Raw genomic sequence first — 18809 nt, 5'->3', positions numbered from 1 at the left:
GGCGCCTACCTCTAAGGTAGCGGTTCCGGAATAAGGCGGCCAGCCTGGCTTCGTTTTTCAGGCCCTGGGCCCGGGGAAGCCGCCGAAAGCACGAGCCGGCCGGGGCCTGCTCGCGCCGCCGGAAACGCCAGCGCCCCGGCAGTTTGCCAGGGCGCTGGGTGTGCGGGTTACCGTCGGCGCTTAGCCGTGCAGGGTGCCGTAGTGCTCATCAATGGCCTGATCCATTACATACTGGAGGGTGGTTAGCAGCCGGTTGCGCTCCGTATCCGGCATGCTCTGCAGCATCTGCTCAAAGGTGGTCCGGTAAACATGGGCCATAAACTTGGCCCCGTAGCTGGTAAAAAATCCATCGTGGACTTTCCTGAACGCCTGCTTTTCGGCCGAAGATATTGAGAGGGATAAGGCCAGCCATTCCTTGGCATTATTGGCGAGGCTAAGTTGCAGGTCCTGGTCCATAGGTGGGGTATAAGGCAAAAGAAAAGGCGGCTCCTACTCCTGCCGCCGGTAGGGCCGGTACATGGAGGGGCTGGTATGCGGCGCCAGCGGCCCTACCCCACCGTGCGCCGCATAGTAAGCCGCTACGGCCGTTTCCAGCCCTGCTTCGTCGTGGAGGGGCAGGGTAGCGAATACATCCTGCGCGGCTAGTGGAGCGGCCACGGCACTCAGGCGGCAGCAGTCAATGCCCAGCGGATGCTCAATGAACAGCCGGGCGCCATCCTGGGCTACGCGCTGGTGCTGGTAGCGCCAGGCCTGGCTGAAGGTGGGTCGGCTGGCCTTGTTGGTTTCATCGGTGGGGGCAAAGCCTAAGCCTCGCAGGTACACATCGGTCATCAGAATAGGAAAAAAGGAATCAGTCAGAAGAAAATAAGTCGGCCGCCCGGGTTACCTGGCGCAACAAGGTAAGCAGTTCTGCTCCAGAAAGCGCCGTCAGGCGGAAACGCCGGAAGCCAGCGGGTACCGCGCCCGGAAAGCTACCGCTTCCGCCCCCCTGGAAGGCCCTGGTACTTTAACCAAGCGGCATCCCGACGCTTAAGTTCAACTTTCTCTACCTTCCTTACTATACAGCTGATGCGCGGAAAGCCCCATCACCCCTTGGGCGGGAGCCGGTTTCCCGGCGGGCTACCCCCTGCCCTACCCGCAGCCCACGCGGCATAACTACGTTCGCGGCAGGGGGCAAGTACGGATCAGTAAATCAGTATTTTAACCCTATCTATCTGACTGATTGAGCACTAGATTTGTAATACTGGGATAGTCCGGCACTTATCCGGCTGCCGGCCGCCCACCTATTCTGCTACTTGTGTACCTCTAACGCCACCTGTATGCCTGCCACGTCCCTAACCTCCCGACTACCGCTAACGCCCGGCTTCACAGCTATTAATCTGGATTTGATGACGGCCGCCCAGGTGGCCGGCACCCTGCCGGGCAGCCCCCGGCAGCCCCGCCCCCGCCTGCTCATCGACTGCGGCGCCCTGAAGTGCCTGCGGACACTGGGCGTCAGCTACGTGGTTTCGGAGCTGCTGGTGCTGCACAATGCCGGCGCCGATGTGTGGCTGCATAACGTGGACCCGGTGCTGGCCCGATGCCTGCACCTGCTGCAGCTCAGCCGCCTGTTTCATACGGCCGCGCCCGCAGCCTGAGCTATCGGCCCGGGCCCCCGCCACAGCGCCTTCAGGGCTACCCCCCGCTCCGGGCGGAAGCCGCTGCCGCGCCGCGCCTACAGGGCTCCGGTATCGTCGGCCTGCTCGGCCTCGGCCCTGATGAGCTGCAGCTCCAGCTTATCCAGGGGCTTATGGATGAGGCGCGTTACCAGCGGATTCTGCTCTGCTCGGGCCATGTCGGTCTGAGCCAGAGACGAGGTCAGGATGTAGATGCGGGTGTGGCTGAGTACCTGGGGAACGATGGGCTGCAGGGCCTCCAGAAACTCCCACCCATTCATGACGGGCATGTTCAGATCCAGCAGAATTACTTTGGGCAGCTGGGTGGCAGGCGCCTGCTGGAGGTAGCCCAGGGCCTCCTCCGCCGACTGGAAGGCCGTGATATGGTCAGCAAACTCCTCGCGCTGCAGCAGCAGGCGCATCAGAAAAATACTGGTTGAGTCGTCGTCGATTAAAACAGTGTGCATACAGAATGCTAGGGTAAGCGTAAAATGAAGCGGGTGCCAACCTCTACTTCGCTGTGTACTGAAATATGACCGCCCATAGCTTCTACGTGCGTTTTCACCAGGTATAGGCCCAGGCCCCGCCCCGCGGGCTGGGAATGAAAGCGTTTGTAGAGCCGGAAAACATCGGGGCCGGCCTTCTGCACATCGAAGCCGGAGCCGTTATCGGCCACCACTACCTGCACGGCTGGCTCGGGGCCGGTCCCGGCAGCGGCCGTAACATCTACGCGCAGAGGGCGGTGCTCTGAGCGGTATTTAATGGCATTGGACAAGAGGTTAAAGAATATACTGTACACGTAGGCCCGGTTGCCGTGCACGCACAGCTCGGGCGCCACGGTGCAGTGCACTTGCCCGCCACACTGCTCCAGCAGGTCCTGCAGGTTGACAACTACCTGCTCTATCACTTCGGCCAGCGGCACCAGCTCCGGCTCCGATACCCCCTGTTTGTCGCGGATGGTCAGAATCGTGTTCATGTCGTGCAGAACCGTATCCAGCTGCTGGGTGCTGAGTTGCAGGTGGCTGAGCAGGGGCGCATACTCGGGGGCATTGCCGGCCTGGGCCACCAGCAAATCCAGCAGCCCCAGCATGTTGGTGAGCGGGGCCCGCAGGTTATGCGACACAATGTAGGCGAACTGCTGCAAATCCTTGTTTTGACGGTAGAGCTGCTCGTGGGCCTTTACCTTATCGGTGATGTCGGTGAAATACACGGACAGGCCTTCCTGGGAGGGGAAAGCCTTGATTTCCAGCCAGAGCTGACGCGGCTCGAAGAAAGCCTCAAAGTGCACGGCCTGGCCCGTAGCCACGGCGTAGCGGCACTGGCGGTAAAACTGATTGAGGTCCTCGTTTTTGAATATCTGCCAGATGATGCGCCCCAGCAGCTGCTCGCGGCTCATGCCCAGCAGGCGCTCCACCTCACTGTTGATGAAGCTGAAGGTCCAGTGCTTATCCAGCAGGAAAAAGGCATCTGTAATGCTTTCCAGAACGGTGTGCAGGCGTTTGATCTGCTGCTCGATGATGGCCCGGGAAGCGGCTTCGGAAGTAACGTCCTGGGCTATCATGTGCACGCCCGGAATATGCCCATTCAGCCAGAGCGGCACCTTTGTTACGTGCAGTACCCGCGGCTCGGCCCCCAGCAGCTGCACGTTTACCTCAAACGCTACCTTGGTTCCCCGAAACGCCTCGGCCAGTTTTTCATCGAACAGGGGCACCTTATCGGGCGGTAAAAAATCCCGGAAGGGGCGGTCCAGAACCTCGGCCCGCGTCTGGTGCACGGCCTCCAGAAAAGCCGGGTTGGCATCCAGGATAACTCCGGCAGCGTCCTGAAAGAGAATTAGATCGGGGTTATGCTCAAATAACGACCAAAACCGCTTCTTTCCCTCCAATAGTTGTCGTACGTCGCGGTTCATAGGCCCCAACACAAATAAATTAAGCAAGACGCAGCAGCACTTTAGGGGGTTTTTCCCAAAATAGCAAATGCCCGGCTCTGGTGCCGCCCAATACCGCCCAGCCATCCGACACTCATTACTCCCTGACCAGCAGCTATTTTACTTTCTAATCGTTCATTTTTTGTTCTTGTGCCGAGGCATAGGCGCTACCGGCCGGGCTGCCACCGCAGAGTTGAAGCCCCGGGCCCGACCCCACGGTAGTACGGTTTTTAGTATTTCCAGGGCGAAGATCAGGCCGCGAAGGCACTGCGAAAGCCCGCAGCGGCTACCTCAACCATAACTTCGGAAGCCGGCACAAGGTATAGGCAGGTTGCTGCTCCATCTCGGTTTTTGTGTATGACCCACGCTATTCCTGCCTCCGCTACCATTGTTATTACGGGCGCTTCCAGCGGCATTGGCCGGGCTACGGCCCTGGCTTTTGCCCGCCCGGGCGTGCGGCTGGTGCTGGCCGCCCGGCGGGCGGCCGTGCTGGCGGAGGTAGCCGCCGAGTGCGCGCAGCAGGGCGCCCGTACGCTGGCGGTACCTACCGACGTAACCGACGCCCGGGCCGTGCACCACTTGGCGGAAGCTGCTGCCGCGCTGGGAGGCGGCCAGATTGACGTGTGGGTAAACAACGCCGGCAGCGGGGCCATCGGGGAGTTTGATAAGGTGCCGCTGGCCGCCCACGAGCAGGTGCTGCACCTGAATCTGTTTGGCTACCTCTACGGGGCGTACGCGGTGCTACCCTACTTCCGGCGGCAAGGCCACGGCATCCTGATCAACGTGGTATCGTTGGGGTCCTGGCTGCCCGAGCCTTTCACGGCCTCGTACAGCGCCAGCAAATATGGCCTGCGCGGCCTCATGGACACCCTGCGCGCCGAGCTGAGCTCCGAGCCGCACATTCACGTCTGCGACGTGCACCCCTCGTACATCGACACGCCCGGTTTCCAGCACGGCGCTAACTATACCGGCCGCCTGATTAAGCCCGCGCCGCCCGTGTTTCCGGCCCAAAAAGTAGCCGATACCATTGTGAAGCTGACGCGCCACCCCCGCCCAAGCACCATGGTGGGCTGGTCGGGGCCGGCGCTGCGGCTGCTATACCAGCTGGCCCCGCAAACTACCGCCTGGGCCGCCGCCCGCCTGTTCAGGGGGTATCTGGCCCAGGCTCAGCCTGCTCCCGTTTCCGAAAACAGCCTGTTCCGCCCCCAGCCTGCTCCTCACGGCTCCGATATTTCCGGAGGCTGGCTCGCGCCCGCTGCCCCGCGCGGCCGTGGCACCTGGTGGGGCGCCGCGCTGCTGGCCGCGGCGGCCGGTGCCTACCTGTGGCAGCAGCGTAAATCCGGTGCGCCAATTCCTGTCAATCCAACAAGCTAGCGGAGGCTTCTGTAAAGCACATAACATAGGCGTACTTTTGCGGCTGCCCATGTGCTGTTGCCTTCCTCGTCTTTTCGCCCTCACCCCACCCTGAGAATAGGCCGACCTACCTCCTACCCCTGCTTTCTACCGGAAGCGGGCTTCTCTGTTTTTGCCTTCTCTCAGCCTTCTTATGCTTTCTGTTTCCGCTTACCTCGCGCAGTATAAAGTCAACCCCAAAAACGAAATACTGGCCGGGCTTACGACGGCTTTGGCCCTGGTGCCGGAGGTGGTGGCTTTTGCTTTGCTGGCGTACATCAGCCCGTTGGTGGGCATCGGCTCGGCCTTTATCATCTGCCTGCTTACCAGCATATTCGGGGGTAGGCCAGGCATGATATCGGGTGCGGCCGGTTCGGTGGCCGTCGTGATTGTGAGTTTGGTGGTGCAGCACGGGGTAGAGTACCTGTTTGCCGCTGTGGCCCTGATGGGGCTGCTGCAGGTGGCCGTGGGGCTGCTGCGGTTTGGCAAGTTTATCCGGCTGGTGCCGCAGCCGGTGGTGTTTGGCTTCGTGAATGGGTTGGCCCTCATCATCTTCATGGCCCAGCTGGAACAGTTTAAGGTGCACGATGCTGCGGGCACCGAGCACTGGCTTACGGGCCCGGCCCTGTGGCTGATGCTGGGGCTGGTGGCCCTGACCATGGCCATTGTGTACCTGCTGCCCAAGCTCACGAAGGCGGTACCGGCCTCCCTCACGGCCATTATTGTGGTGTCAGGGCTGGTGATTATGGGCGGGCTGGAAACTAAGTCGGTGGGCGATATTGCCTCTATTGCGGGTGGGCTGCCGCAGTTTCACTGGCCGCAGGTGCCCCTGGCGTGGAACACGCTCGTCATCATCTTCCCGTACTCCGTGATTATGGCCTTGGTCGGCCTCACGGAAAGCCTGCTGACCTTGACCGTGGTGGATGAAATAACCGACACCCGCGGCCGCAGCAACCAGGACTGTGTGGCCCAGGGTCTGGCCAACATTACCTCCGGAATGTTCGGGGGTATGGGCGGCTGCGCCATGATTGGGCAGACGATGGTGAACCTGGAAAGCCGGGGGCGCGGGCGGCTTTCGGGGGTAGTGGCGGCGGTGGCGCTGGCTTTGTTTGTGGTGGTGGGCTCCTCTCTCATTGAGCGCCTGCCCCTGGCCGCGTTGGTGGGCGTGATGTTCATGGTGGTTATCGGCACCTTCGAGTGGGCCAGCCTGCGCATCCTGCGCCGCATGCCGCTTACCGATGTGCTGGTGATGCTGCTCGTGACGCTGGTAACGGCCATTTCCCAGAATCTGGCCTTGGCCGTGCTGCTGGGGGTAGTGGTGTCGGCGCTGGCCTTTGCCTGGGAAAACGCCAAGCGCATCCGGGCCCGCAAATTCGTGGATGCCGCCGGGGCCAAGCACTACGAAATCTTCGGGCCGCTGTTTTTTGGCTCGGTGCAGGCTTTCACCGAGAAGTTCGATGTGCAGCAAGACCCCACCCAGGTTATCATCGACTTCCAGGACAGCCGCGTGGCCGATATGTCGGGTATTGAGGCTCTGAACAAGCTCACGGAACGCTACAGCCGCCTGGGCAAAACTCTACACCTGCGCCACCTCAGCCCCGACTGCCGCCAGCTCCTGCACAACGCCGGCGCCCTCATCGAGGTCAACATCCTGGAAGACCCCGAGTACCGCGTGGCCACCGACCGGGAGTAGGTTACGCCTTACCTGGTGGGGTAGGCGCGTAGGTTAGCACGTAGGCCGGGGGTAGGTTCAGCAGCACATGCTCTTCCTGCAAAGGCCGGAAAAACCGCTCGAACAGCCGCTTGTTCTGCAACGAATACTGAAAAAGAACAAGTCGGCCTTCAGGCCCAAGCAGCTGCGCCGTATGCTCCAGAATACGCCAGCCCAGGCGCCGCGGCAACGAGGAAAACGGCAGGCCGCACACCACATAATCAACCTGCCCTACGCCCAGTTCCTGCAGGTACTGCCCGGTTTTGTCGGCGGAGCCGTGCACAACGTGGACGCCCGCGTGGCCGGCGTAGCGCTGGCGCAGCAGCTGGGCAAAACGGCGGTTGGCCTCTATCAGCACCAGCGTCGTTTCGGGCCGGCGCCGGCCCATAAGCACGTCGGTAAAAACGCCCGTACCGGGGCCGTACTCCACAATGCAGCTAGCCGTGGCAAAGTCAATCGGCTCCATCACCTTGCTGGTCAGGGCCGGCGAGCTGGGAATCAGGGAGCCAACGGTGGCGGGGTTGCGGAAGAACTCTTCAACAAAAGGAGAAAGCATAACTGACGCTGGAAGGGTTTGGGGGATGCGGAGGGGGTAGGAAGCCAGTCGGCTTAAACGTCCGGATAGTTTTCTATTGTAGCGCGCAAACGGTTTATGCTCAAACTTTAACAATCAAACCAAGCGCGGCATCTCGCGTGTTTCTCCAGAACGTCATTCCGAGCTTGCCGAGGAATCTCGCGTGCTGATGTTGCCAAAGTATCTGCTTCCCTCTCCAGAGGGAGAGGGGGCGGGGGGGTGAGGCGAATCGCGCGTCATGCTGCGCCTCCGCATGATGTGCGGGAAAAGCGCGTATCACCTACTCCCGGCGCCTTTCATGAAGCGGGCCAGGTAGGGGCCGGTACGGCTTTGCTTGTGGCGGGCTACCTCGGCCGGCGGGCCAGCGGCTACCACCTGGCCGCCCTCGTCGCCGGCACCAGGCCCGATATCCATCACCCAGTCGGAGGCGGCCACCACGCGCATGTCGTGCTCTACCACAATGACGGTGTTGCCGGCTTCCACTAGCCCGTCGAGCTGAACCAACAGCTTTTCCACGTCGGAGGGGTGCAGGCCGGTGGTAGGTTCATCGAGCACGTAGAGGGAGTTGCCGCGCTGGGCCCGCTGCAGTTCCGTGGCCAGCTTGATGCGCTGGGCCTCGCCGCCCGACAGCTCGGTGGCCGGCTGGCCCAGGCGCAGGTAGCCCAGCCCTACCTCGCGCAGCACCGTGAGGGCCCGCTGAATGGTAGGCTCCTCATCGAAAAACTCCCAGGCCGCGTCCACGGTCAGACTCAGCACCTCGGCAATGTTCTTGTCGCGGTAGGTTATTTCGAGGGTTTTGGCGTTGTAGCGGGCCCCGTGACAGACCGGGCAGGGCGCGTACACACTGGGCAGAAACAGCAGCTCCACCATCACGAAGCCTTCGCCCTGGCAGTTTTCGCAGCGGCCTTTGGCCACGTTGAAGGAGAAGCGGCCGGCATCGTAGCGGCGCTTGCGGGCGGCGGGGGTGGCGGCAAACAGCTTGCGCACATGGTCAAAGAGTCCGGTGTAGGTGGCCATGTTGGAGCGCGGCGTGCGGCCAATGGGCTTCTGATCGACGCGCACCAGCCGCTTGATGTACTCCATGCCGCCCACGATTTTGCCGCCGGTTTCGGGCGGCGCGGCCCGCTCCAGCGGATCGGCTTCTTCCTCCTCGGCCTCCACGGTTTGCCCCAGGCACTCGGCCACCAGCTCCACCAGCACCTGACTTACCAAGCTGGATTTGCCGGACCCCGACACGCCCGTGACGGTAGTAAACACGCCCAACGGAAACTCCACCGTCAGGTTTTCGAGGTTGTTGCGCCGCACGCCCTGCAGTCGCAGCCAGCCAGTGGGCGTGCGGGGCTGCGGGGCCCCTACCCCCTCGCCCTCCGTGAACAGGAAGCGGCGCGTTTGGGAAGCTTCTACCTTAGCCAGACCGGCGGGCGGACCGCTGTACAGGATTTGCCCACCCTGCTCCCCGGCCGCTGGGCCCACGTCCACCAGCCAATCGGCCTGCCGGATTACATCGAGGTTGTGCTCTACCACGAACAGAGAATTGCCAGCCTGCTTGAGGCTGTGCAGGGCTTTCAACAGGGCTTCGGTATCCGATGGGTGCAGGCCGGCCGAGGGCTCATCGAGCACATACACTACCCCAAACAAGTTGGAATACAACTGGGTGGCCAGCCGCAGGCGCTGCAGCTCCCCCGGCGACAAGGTGGGCGTACTGCGCTCCAACTGCAGGTAGCCCAACCCCAGGTCCAGCAGCACCGACAGGCGGGCGCACAGGTCCTGGGCAATGCGCTGGGCCACAATGGCCTGCTCGGGGTGGGCGGCATCCTGCTTCTGGCGTCCTGTAGCGTTGCCCTCAGCGTAGGGCTTTAGCAGCTGTGCCACCCGCTTCAGCGGCAGCCCCGACATATCGGCAATGTCCAGCCCCGCAAACGTGACGGCCAACGACTCGGGCCGCAGGCGCTTGCCGTGGCAGGTGGGGCACTCGGTGCTGAGCATGTACTGCAGGGCACGCTTTTTCATGAGCGGGCTCTGGGTGTTGGCGAAGGTGTGCAAAACGTGGCGCTTCACCCCCGTAAAGGTGCCCATATAGTTGGGCGGCTCCTTGCGCTTGAGGGCCCGCTGGGTTTGCTCGGGGGTGTAGCCGGGGTACACAGGCACTACGGGCTGCTCATCGGTGAACAGAATCCAGTCGCGCTGCTCCTGGGGCAGCTCCCGCCACGGAATGTCCACGTTGTAGCCCAGGGTCACGAGGATGTCGCGCTGGTTCTGGCCGCCCCAGGCCTGGGGCCAGGCCGCAATGGCCCGCTCCCGGATGGTCAGCGAAGGGTCGGGCACCATGCTTTCTTCCGTCACCTCATAAATGCGGCCCAGACCGTGGCACTGGGGGCAGGCGCCTTCGGGGGTGTTGGGCGAAAAGCCCTCGGCGTACACAATGCTTTGCCCGGCGGGGTAGTCGCCGGCCCGGGAGTAGAGCATGCGCAGCAGGTTGGAGAGCGTAGTAACCGAGCCCACCGACGAGCGGGTGGTAGGTGTACCGCGCTGCTGCTGCAGGGCCACCGCCGGGGGCAGGCCCTCAATGGCATCTACCTCGGGCACGGCCATCTGATGGAACAGGCGCCGGGCGTAGGGCGACACCGACTCCAGGTAGCGGCGCTGGGCCTCAGCGTAGAGCGTCCCGAACGCCAGGCTTGATTTGCCCGAGCCCGACACGCCAGTAAACACCACCAGGGCGTCGCGCGGAATTTCTACGTCGATGTTTTTGAGGTTGTGCTCCCGGGCCCCGCGCACCTGCACGAAGCCGTTGAAGGATGGATCGGGGGTAGGAGTCTGCGAAGGTTTCGCCATAGCGGAGGGGTAATAGGCAGCAGAGCCGGGACAGCGGACGCCAGTTTCGGCCCCGGGCGCGGTCAGTCTCTGCTGTTACCTTTTTCCGGCCCGCAGGGTTATAGCCTGTTTTGCTACCCCTGGTTGGGCTGAAAGTCCTGAAGCCCCCTTGCGGGTTCAGTCTGACAGCCATTTACCACCTGACCAAGGTGCCGCCTGTCCCCTTTTTTACTTACGCCTTAAGGTTTACAATGCTAAGCAACTGGCAGCACCCGCGCCAGCACCTGCTCCAGCGCGGCCAGGGTCACTACCTCGCCTTGCAGCAACACCCTATGCGCCTGCCAGAGCAGCAACTGCCGGGGGTAGCCGCCTTCCTCAATGAGGCAGTAGAGGGGGCCGCCGGGCGCGGCGGAATAGGTATAGAAACCCGTGCGCTGCTCGGTAAAGCCATGGCGCAGCAGCGTGTCGTGGAAGTAGTTCATGGGGCTGACGGGGGTAGGAAAGGGTGCGAAAGATGCATACGCGGCCGGTTACAAGATGATGGCATCTGAACCGGTCATGAAACTTCGCCGCCGCCGGATGGGTATAGGCAGGTATGATGACCCAGCACTCCACTTCCGCCCTTGCCGCTGCTGAGCTCATCCTGATGGACGAGTATGGGCAGCTAGATTTTGATTTTTTGGAACAGCTCGAGTACGAGCTTCACCCGGCCCTCGACGAACAAGAGGACGAGGACGACCGGATGGCTGCCTAACAGGTTTAGGCTGGCAACCGGGGTAAGCCGCACGCCTATACCCTCAGAGTTTTCGCCAGCACTAACTGCCCCTGCCGCAATTGCACGCGCTGCAGAATACTTTTCCCTGCCCATTGACTCGGCATCAGGCTAAGTGCTCGTTCAATGGGAATCGGTAAGGTAATTCTGCCCACTGATTTCCGCGTGATCCTCCGCTTGGGGTTGCTTCAACAGCGCTATGCGCGGTTCAGCTTGCCCAACCTCGACCAAAACCAACCTGCCGTTCCGTAGTATGTAGTTGCCAACGGCCACCGTCAGGCAGGGGTATTCATTGCCCCTACCTGGCCGCACCCACTGTATCGGTGATCCTACCCGGCAGTCCTGTTATGCGGCTGCGCTCCGGCATTCAACACAACATGGATAGCGGCTCTGCTCTTGGTTTGGTGCCTGGTGCGCCTTCTACGTACTGGCTTACCCGGTTTGTACTTCTGCGCCTGTTGGGGGCGCTGTATGCAGTGGCCTTTCTGGTGGCCGTGCAGCAAGTACTACCCCTGATGGGCTCCCAGGGCCTTTTGCCTGTTGGCTCTTACCTGAGCCAGATAAGCCAGGTGCTGGGTTCCGATTGGGTGGGGTTTGCGCGCCTGCCTTCTTTTTTCTGGTTCTGGCATTCTGATACTGCCTTGCTCGTGGGAGCCTGGGTGGGCCTGCTGCTTTCCTGCCTGGTCGTGGCGGGCTTCGCCAACGCCTTGGTGCTGGCGCTGCTTTGGATGCTGTACATGTCATTTGTACACGTAGGGCAGGAGTGGTACGGCTACGGCTGGGAAATTCAGCTCCTGGAAACGGGTTTCCTGGCTATTTTCCTGTGCCCATTGCTCGATATGCGGCCCTTTCCGCCGTACGCACCGCCCTACCCCATTATCGTGCTGTTTCGGTGGCTAGCCTTCCGCATTATGCTGGGAGCGGGGCTGATTAAGGTGCGCGGCGACGAAATATGGCGCAACAGCACGGCTCTCTATTACCACTTCGAAACCCAACCCATACCGGGGCCCCTGAGCCGGTGGTTTCACTTTTTGCCGCGCCCGATGTTGCAGGCGGGCGTGTGGTTTAACTGGCTGGCCGAGTTGGTGGCTCCTTTCTTCGTTTTTGGCCCCCGGCTGGCCCGGCACTTAGCAGGCGGAGCCATTATCCTGTTTCAGCTCAACATCATTGTCAGCGGCAACCTCGCGTTTCTGAACTGGCTGACCATCGTGCCGGCGCTGGCCTGCTTCGATGACAGCTTCTGGGCCCGGGTGCTACCCCAGCGCCTGGTCCGAAAGGCGGCCTCCGCAGCGGAGCAAGCCGAAGACTCCCGGCCCATGCGCCTGACGAGTTGGGTGGTAACAGGGGTTATTGGCTTGCTGAGCATTCAGCCGGCGCTGAACCTGGTTTCGCCCGGCCAGATCATGAATACGTCCTTCGACCCGCTGGAGCTGGTAAACACCTACGGAGCCTTCGGGACGGTAGGTCAGGAGCGGCTAAACGTGGTGTTTGAGGGCACCCTGGACGAAAACCCGAGCGAACAGGCTAACTGGCAACCCTACATTTACAAAGGCCTGCCCGTAGCCCTCGACCAGCGCCCGCCGCAGGTTGCGCCCTACCAGTTGCGCCTCGATTGGCAGATGTGGTTTGCCGCTATGGCCTCGCCCAACGAGTATCCCTGGACCCTGCACCTGGTTTGGAAGCTGCTGCACAACGACCCGGGCGCGGTAGGTTTGTTTGCGCGCACCCCGTTCCCGAACAAGCCCCCGCGCTACATCCGGGCGGTGCGTTACCGCTACCGCTTTGCCCCACCGGGCAACGCCGAGGGCCTATGGTGGCACCGCGAGCGGGTTGATATCTGGCTGCCGCCGTTATCGGCTAATGATCCGACCCTGGTTCAGTTTCTGCAGGGCGCCGGCTGGGTCCAGTAGCTTAGTCACTACCGGCACCCTACCCCTGGCCCGGCGGCAACCGCACCATGCTCTCGGAGTTCATGCAGTAGCGCAGGCCGCTGGGCTCGGGCCCGTCGGGGAAAACGTGGCCCAGGTGGCCGCCGCAGACGTTGCACAGGGCCTCGATGCGCTCCATATGGTGGCTGGAATCGAAGGCGTAGCGGATGACGTTTTTGGCTACCGGCTGCGTGAAACTGGGCCAGCCCGACATGGCGTGGTACTTGGTTTCGGAGTTAAAGAGCAGGGTGCCGCAGCCGGCGCAGGCGTACACGCCGGGCTCGTAGGAGCGGCAGTAGGCGTTGCGGTAAGGCGGCTCGGTGGCTTTTTGGCGCAGCACCTGAAATTGGGCGGGGCTTAGTTGCACCTGCCACTCAGTTTCAAGTAGCTCCAGGCGACGCGGGGGCTCGGGGTTGCTGTATCGGGCAAATTTCAGGACGTCAATCCAGCGAAGCATACAGCATCTTTAGTGATACGGCGCCCTAAAAATATTACATTTATAAAGCCAAGCCCATTAGTGTCTGCCACCTCCCCTCTGTTTCCAGATGGAAACTCTCTACGACTCTCCTCCCCTCTCCATTTTCTACGATGACGGCCACGAGTGGTTGTACGTAGAGTGGAAAGGGGCCCATTCGGCCGCTTCAGCCCAAAGCGGCGGCGAGCTAATCCTGCACCATCTGCAGCTGCACCCCTGCCGCAAAATGCTCAACGACAACAGCCAGGTAACTACTGGCTGGGAAGAGGGCTCCCGGTGGGTGGGCAGCCACTACTACAAAACCCTCTCCGAGCAGGGCATCCGCTTTGTGGCCTGGGTCTGCCCTCCCAACTGGTCGGCCCGCAAATCCATGGATACGGCCATGCAGTTTGTTACCCAGCCCATGGTAGTACTCTTCGACGACCTGGCAACTGCCTACGCCTGGCTGCTCCGGCAGTCGTAGCCTCCGCGCCGGGAAGCCGCAGCCGTGCCTTACCCCCAATCAGTCCTCAAAGGCCGTCGGCTTTCAGGGCATTGGGTGCTGCCGCGCAACCGTCGTAGGCCTGCTATTCTTGCCCGAACTGGTAGCGCCGGCAGCGGCCGAATTGGGGGGTAGACTAGCAGGCCTCCGCTATGGAAGCCAGCACCTGCCCGATTTCCGGTGGCAACGGGCGGGCAGCTACCTCGGGAGCCACGCACTGCCGCTGCAGCGCCCATAGCTGTTGCAGCGCGCCGTTCTGGGTAGCTGTCGGGGCCTGGATGCGCTCCAGCAGCTCTTCCAGCAGGCACCCAAAGGCCCGCACCTCCAGCTGCTGCAGGGCTCGGGCGGTTGCCGCCTCAGCCGGATCAAAAAAGCAGGCCGCTCCAAAATCACCGAGCAGGGCCTCGCCGGTAGTTGTAGTCAGGAGGTTGTGGGCGTACAGGTCGCCGTGCAGAATACCGCGGGCGTGCAGGTGAGCAGCAGCACTGGCTACCCCCCGCGCAAGGCGCAAGGCTGCCTCCAACGTAAACCCAACCTCGGGGGCGTACACGTCGCGGGTGCAGGAGGCAAAGCTAGGCGGACCGGCCAGGGTGCGAAACGCCGGGTTAATGAGCTCCAGCACCAGGCCTTCGGTGCCGGGACAGTTGGTTAGTTGCCCTTTGACCGCAATCAGGCTGGGATGAGTGCCGGCACTGATGCAGGCCACCATTTCGCTGTGGGGCAGCCCGTCGCTGGTTATCTGGCCTTTGAACACCTTCACGGCTACGGCCTGGGTAGCGGAAGCCGCCGGCTGCCACTGCGCCCGCGAAATCACCCCCGATGCACCCTCACCCAACTTGTGCTCTAGAGTCAGCTCATTCCAGTCGATGGCTTGAATAGGGCTGCGTGCTTCTGCTGCGGCCTGCGCGGGCTCACTGAACGGGTTACCGGCAAAGGCCAGCCACGTCAGGCGGGGCATAGTCAGCAGCCACTCCGGTAAACTGGTAAAGCGGTTGGCCGCAATCCGGAGCAGTTCCAGGTTGGTGCAGTTAGCCAGAGTTTCGGGTAGGTTGGTCAGGTGGTTGCCGGCCAGCATGAGCTTCTGCAGGTCCGGGCAGCTTCCAATTTCCGGCGGCACCTCCCGGATCTGGTTGTCGGTTAGAATCAGCCAGCGCAGCTTGGGCGGCAGAGCGGCGGCCGGCAGCGTACGAATCTGGTTGGCCTTGAACCCGATCATGCTCAGCTCGGGGCACTCGCCCAACACCTCGGGCAGGGAGGTAAACTGGTTGTCGGAGCAGAACAGGATGTGCAGCTTCCGCAGCCGTCCCAGGTCCGGAGGTAGTTCTGAGAGTTGGTTGCCCGTCAGATTCAGGATTTCCAGGGTCTCGGCCAGGCCGAAGATTTCGCGCGGAAACTCTCTTAGTCCTTCGGATAAGTCGAGCCGGGTAGCGCCGGCCAGTTCCCCGGCGCGTAGTTGGGCAAGCGTGTGCATGCGGCAAAGGTGAGAAACGAAGCCCGGACGAGCATCATGGCTTACAGCAGGGGTAGCCGAAAGGGGTGGGAGAGTACGTCAGAACACTTGTCATTCCGAGCGTAGCGAGGAATCTGGGGCAATCTTCAATAAGCAATTCAGCTTCCTCGCTGCGCTCGGAATGAGAGTTCTTTTCCCCCCTTCCGCTTACGAGCTGCAGGAAAGGGTAGCGCTGCCCGGTTTCTCGCGGGCCCAGTCGGGGCGCTTGGCGGCCAGGTCGTTGTGTTCGGGCTGCTCGTCGAAGGGCTTTTTCAGAACTTCCATTAGCCGGTTCAGCAGGCTCAGGTCGCCGGTTTCGGCGGCTTCAATGGCCTGCTGGGCCAGGTAGTTGCGCAGCACGTACTTGGGGTTGGCCGCCAGCATCTTCTCCCGAATAGTATCCGGCGAGGCCTGCTCCTGCTGCAGGCGCACGAAGTAGCGTTGCAGCCAGCCTAGTAGCGCCTGCTCTTCGGCCGGAGCCATGGAGTAGGCAGCGGCGGCCAGCAGCTCCCGCCACTGCGCATCGCCGTTTTCCGGGGCGGCCAGCACGGCCGGGGCCGTATGCGAAAGGTGGCGGAAGAACACGGTCATATCCACTTCCGATTCGGCCAGGGCCTGCTCCAACGCTTCAAACAGCGCTTGGTCTTCCTCCTGATTGCCGGCCGTAAGCCCGAGCTTGCGCAGCATCATCTCGTAACGGGTAGTACCCAGGGTGTTGATGTACACATCCAGCGACGGATTCAGAGCCTCTACCCCACTGACCAGGGGTAAAATGGCCTGACCCAGCTGCATCAGGTTCCAGAGGGCTACCCGCGGCTGCTGTCCGAAGGCATAGCGCCGCCCGCCGAAGTCGGTGGTGTTGGGCGTCCAGTCAAGGTCATAGGGCTCCAGCCAGCCGTAGGGGCCGTAGTCGATGGTCAGACCCAGAATGCTCATGTTGTCGGTGTTCATTACCCCGTGCACAAACCCCACTGACTGCCAGTGCGCAATCATGATGGCGGTGCGGCGGCAGACTTCCTCAAACCAGCGGGCGTACACCTCGGGTGAGGGCTCGCCCAGCTCGGGGTAGTGGCGCCGGATGACGTAGTCGGCCAGGGCACGCAGGTTGTCGATTTCGCCGGTAGCCAGGAAAATCTGGAAGTTGCCGAAGCGCACGAAGGTAGGCGCCACCCGGGCCACAATGGCGCCGGGCTCGGGGCGGGCGTTGCCATTGTAAAACATGTCCCGGATTACCTCGTCGCCGGTTGCTACCAGGCTTAGGGCCCGGGTAGTGGGCACGCCCAGGTGGTACATGGCCTCGGAGCACAGAAACTCCCGCACCGAAGAGCGCAGCACGGCCCGCCCATCGGCGCGGCGTGAATACGGCGTGGGGCCGGCACCTTTCAGCTGAATTTCCCAGGTAGTACCATCCACAGCTGTCAGCTCGCCCAGAGAAATGGCGCGGCCGTCGCCGAGCTGCCCGGCCCAGTTGCCGAACTGGTGGCCGCCGTAGCGAGCCGCAAAGGGTTTCATGGTAGCGGCCTGCCGGTTGCCGGCCAGCACCTCTACGGATGGGCCGCGCTCCGGCGGGCGCTGCAGCCCCAGGAAGTCTGCCAGCTCCTCGGACCAGGCCAGCAGGTGCGGGTCCTGTACGGGGGTAGGGTCCACGCGGGAGTAGTGGTAGCCGGGCACTTGGCGCGGGCGCTTATCCATGGAAGCTTCGCCGCGCAGCTCCTCTACAAAGGAATTCTGGAAGGAAGCCTGATCTATTGATTGGGGGGTAGCAGACATAGGAAGAAAGCAAAAGGGCGCCGGCGAAAGCAAGCACCAACGACATCGAAAACGCGAAACTACCCTACAAGTTTCCACCGTCGGGTTCAGCAAACCCGCCAGCTAAACCGTAGCAGCGGCCTGGGAGCTGGACCTCAGCACCTGTACTGAAGCCTGCGCTTCCCCACCCCGGTGTAACGCCAGAGGCATCCACCCGGTCGGTTTTATGTTGGCGTGTGTCCGGCTGGGTTCAGGCAGACAGAGGGGGTAGGCGGATGTTGCTCTAGAGGCATGAACGGCAATCAAGCGGGCACATGTGGCATCGGACCGGGGCAGGGGGAACAAAGCTCGGCCATAACCCCTACCCCGAAATCACGCTACAACCTTCTGACCACCCTACCCCTCCCTCCTATGGCAACGCAAAAGCTGCGCGGCAACGACCTGCGCAAAATTGGCTACCCCGAAGGCCGCGCCACTACCCTGGCCCTGGATATTCTGGAAGACCGCCAACTCAAGAAGATGGACAAAGGCAGCGCCCTGGCTCTGCTTCAAAAAATAAAGGAAGACCCCTACGCCTACCTCCGCGACTCGCTGTGGCGCGAGCTGGCCAAGGAATTCGTGCCCGACCCCAGCCGCGACGTGACCCTAAGCCCCGAAATAAAGGACTACCGCCGCTACGGCGAGGCCTTTATTGAGGATGGGGCCCGCAAGCAGATGGACACCGCCATGAAGCTCCCGGTAACGCTGGATGGGGCCCTCATGCCCGATGCGCACCAGGGCTACGGCCTGCCCATTGGCGGGGTGCTGGCCGTAGATAATGCCGTAATTCCTTACGGCGTGGGCATGGATATTGGCTGCCGCATGGCCCTCTCGGTGTTTGAGTTGCCCCCGCGCTACCTCGACCAGCGCACCCAGGAATTGAAAAAGCTGCTGCACAACCACACCCGCTTTGGGGCCAAGGAAGTGTTCAAGAATCCCGCCGACGACCCCATTCTGGATCGGCCCGAGTTCCGGGAAATTCCGGTGGTGAAGGGCAAGCGGGAAGCGGCCATCAACCAGCTCGGCTCCTCGGGCTCCGGCAACCACTTTGTGGAGTGGGGCATTGTGGATATTACCACCGAAGACAACGAGCTGGGCGTGCCCATTGGCCAATACCTGGGACTGCTTTCCCACTCCGGCTCCCGGGGGCTGGGCGCGGCCATTGCCCAGCACTACACCAAAGTAGCCATGCAGAAGTGCCCCCTGCCTCCCGAGGCGCGCTACCTGGCCTGGCTTGATTTGGATACTCAGGCGGGCCAGGAATACTGGCGGGCCATGAACCTGGCCGGCGACTACGCCTCTGCCTGTCACCGCGACATTCACCGCCGCCTCAGCTTGGCCCTCGGCGAAAAGCCCCTGGCCAAAGTGGAAAACCACCACAACTTCGCCTGGAAGGAAACCCTGCCCGATGGGCGCGAGGCCATTGTGCACCGCAAGGGCGCTACCCCCGCCGGCCAGGGTGTGCTGGGCGTAATTCCGGGCTCCATGACGGCGCCTGGTTTCATTGTGCGCGGCCGGGGCGAGCGGGACTCTATTCAGTCGGCTTCCCACGGGGCGGGGCGACGCCTCTCGCGTACTCAGGCCAAGCAACAGGTAAGCGAGGGAGAACTGCGCCGCCTCCTGCGGGACCAGGGCATTGAGCTCATCGGGGGCGGCCTCGACGAAGCACCCCAGGCCTACAAGGACATTCACCAGGTAATGGCTCACCAGCAGGACCTCGTAGACGTGCTCGGCTCCTTCCGCCCACGTATTGTGCGCATGGATGCCGGTGGCGGAGGCAAAAGCAAATACGGCGGCGAATGA

At 62.2% G+C, this 18809-nt stretch carries 17 protein-coding genes; 7 read left to right on the top strand and 10 right to left on the bottom strand.

Annotated elements, in window-relative coordinates:
• Positions 1–180 precede the first annotated feature (180 nt).
• On the bottom strand, positions 181–456 hold the full coding sequence (locus FGZ14_RS02570; RefSeq protein WP_139920901.1) for a hypothetical protein: 276 nt from the start codon (positions 454–456) through the stop codon (positions 181–183).
• A gap of 33 nt (positions 457–489) precedes the next feature.
• The gene (locus FGZ14_RS02565) at positions 490–831 is read right to left on the bottom strand and encodes a hypothetical protein (RefSeq protein ID WP_139920899.1); all 342 of its coding nucleotides are present in this window, start codon (positions 829–831) and stop codon (positions 490–492) included.
• Between the two features lie 488 nt (positions 832–1319).
• Here FGZ14_RS02565 and FGZ14_RS02560 point away from each other — a divergent pair, with 488 nt between their 5' ends.
• Positions 1320–1637 carry a hypothetical protein gene (locus FGZ14_RS02560; RefSeq protein ID WP_139920897.1) on the top strand — a complete coding sequence of 106 codons (318 nt, stop codon included), beginning with the start codon at positions 1320–1322 and terminating at the stop codon, positions 1635–1637.
• A gap of 77 nt (positions 1638–1714) precedes the next feature.
• Here FGZ14_RS02560 and FGZ14_RS02555 read toward each other — a convergent pair whose 3' ends face one another.
• Together FGZ14_RS02555 and FGZ14_RS02550 are read right to left on the bottom strand one after the other, a co-directional pair.
• Entirely contained in the window at positions 1715–2122 is a 408-nt protein-coding gene (locus tag FGZ14_RS02555) for a two-component system response regulator (protein ID WP_139920895.1), read from the bottom strand.
• 8 nt (positions 2123–2130) lie between these two features.
• Positions 2131–3564, bottom strand: coding sequence for a PAS domain-containing protein (locus FGZ14_RS02550; RefSeq protein ID WP_180754462.1), 1434 nt, complete (start codon positions 3562–3564; stop codon positions 2131–2133).
• A 375-nt stretch (positions 3565–3939) separates the two neighbouring features.
• Here FGZ14_RS02550 and FGZ14_RS02545 point away from each other — a divergent pair, with 375 nt between their 5' ends.
• Positions 3940–4956 (top strand): SDR family oxidoreductase, encoded by a 1017-nt coding sequence (locus FGZ14_RS02545; RefSeq protein WP_139920891.1) that lies wholly within the window; start codon positions 3940–3942, stop codon positions 4954–4956.
• 172 nt (positions 4957–5128) lie between these two features.
• Positions 5129–6667: a SulP family inorganic anion transporter gene (locus tag FGZ14_RS02540; protein ID WP_139920889.1), complete on the top strand. Its 1539-nt coding sequence runs from the start codon at positions 5129–5131 to the stop codon at positions 6665–6667.
• 1 nt (position 6668) lies between these two features.
• Here FGZ14_RS02540 and FGZ14_RS02535 read toward each other — a convergent pair whose 3' ends face one another.
• The 3 genes from FGZ14_RS02535 to FGZ14_RS02525 form a co-directional block, all read right to left on the bottom strand.
• Entirely contained in the window at positions 6669–7241 is a 573-nt protein-coding gene (locus FGZ14_RS02535) for a class I SAM-dependent methyltransferase (protein WP_139920887.1), read from the bottom strand.
• A 294-nt stretch (positions 7242–7535) separates the two neighbouring features.
• On the bottom strand, positions 7536–10094 hold the full coding sequence (gene uvrA / locus FGZ14_RS02530) for an excinuclease ABC subunit UvrA (RefSeq protein ID WP_139920884.1): 2559 nt from the start codon (positions 10092–10094) through the stop codon (positions 7536–7538).
• A 233-nt stretch (positions 10095–10327) separates the two neighbouring features.
• The gene (locus tag FGZ14_RS02525; protein ID WP_139920882.1) at positions 10328–10555 is read right to left on the bottom strand and encodes a hypothetical protein; all 228 of its coding nucleotides are present in this window, start codon (positions 10553–10555) and stop codon (positions 10328–10330) included.
• A gap of 113 nt (positions 10556–10668) precedes the next feature.
• Here FGZ14_RS02525 and FGZ14_RS21650 point away from each other — a divergent pair, with 113 nt between their 5' ends.
• Both FGZ14_RS21650 and FGZ14_RS02520 read left to right on the top strand, forming a co-directional pair.
• Positions 10669–10827, top strand: a complete 159-nt coding sequence (locus FGZ14_RS21650; RefSeq protein ID WP_180754461.1) for a hypothetical protein — start codon at positions 10669–10671, stop codon at positions 10825–10827.
• 365 nt (positions 10828–11192) lie between these two features.
• Positions 11193–12755 carry a lipase maturation factor family protein gene (locus tag FGZ14_RS02520; protein ID WP_219601045.1) on the top strand — a complete coding sequence of 521 codons (1563 nt, stop codon included), beginning with the start codon at positions 11193–11195 and terminating at the stop codon, positions 12753–12755.
• Positions 12756–12774: 19 nt separating this feature from the next.
• Here the strand turns inward: FGZ14_RS02520 and msrB are convergent, their stop codons facing one another.
• Complete coding sequence (msrB, locus tag FGZ14_RS02515) at positions 12775–13230, bottom strand: peptide-methionine (R)-S-oxide reductase MsrB (protein WP_139920880.1); 456 nt, start codon at positions 13228–13230, stop codon at positions 12775–12777.
• An 88-nt stretch (positions 13231–13318) separates the two neighbouring features.
• Here msrB and FGZ14_RS02510 point away from each other — a divergent pair, with 88 nt between their 5' ends.
• The gene (locus tag FGZ14_RS02510) at positions 13319–13711 is read left to right on the top strand and encodes an STAS/SEC14 domain-containing protein (RefSeq protein ID WP_139920877.1); all 393 of its coding nucleotides are present in this window, start codon (positions 13319–13321) and stop codon (positions 13709–13711) included.
• Between the two features lie 154 nt (positions 13712–13865).
• On the opposite strand, the gene FGZ14_RS02505 is transcribed toward FGZ14_RS02510, so the two are convergent.
• On the bottom strand, positions 13866–15200 hold the full coding sequence (locus FGZ14_RS02505; RefSeq protein ID WP_139920875.1) for a leucine-rich repeat-containing protein kinase family protein: 1335 nt from the start codon (positions 15198–15200) through the stop codon (positions 13866–13868).
• Positions 15201–15386: 186 nt separating this feature from the next.
• On the bottom strand, positions 15387–16988 hold the full coding sequence (locus tag FGZ14_RS02500; RefSeq protein ID WP_139920874.1) for a YdiU family protein: 1602 nt from the start codon (positions 16986–16988) through the stop codon (positions 15387–15389).
• Positions 16989–17378: 390 nt separating this feature from the next.
• Between FGZ14_RS02500 and FGZ14_RS02495 the strand changes: the two genes are divergently transcribed.
• Positions 17379–18809 carry an RtcB family protein gene (locus FGZ14_RS02495; RefSeq protein WP_139920872.1) on the top strand — a complete coding sequence of 477 codons (1431 nt, stop codon included), beginning with the start codon at positions 17379–17381 and terminating at the stop codon, positions 18807–18809.

The organism is Hymenobacter sp. DG01, assembly GCF_006352025.1.
Lineage (GTDB): Bacteria > Bacteroidota > Bacteroidia > Cytophagales > Hymenobacteraceae > Hymenobacter.
The sequence above is the reverse complement of the archived record's forward strand: the minus strand, read 5'-3'. Positions and strand labels throughout refer to the sequence as shown.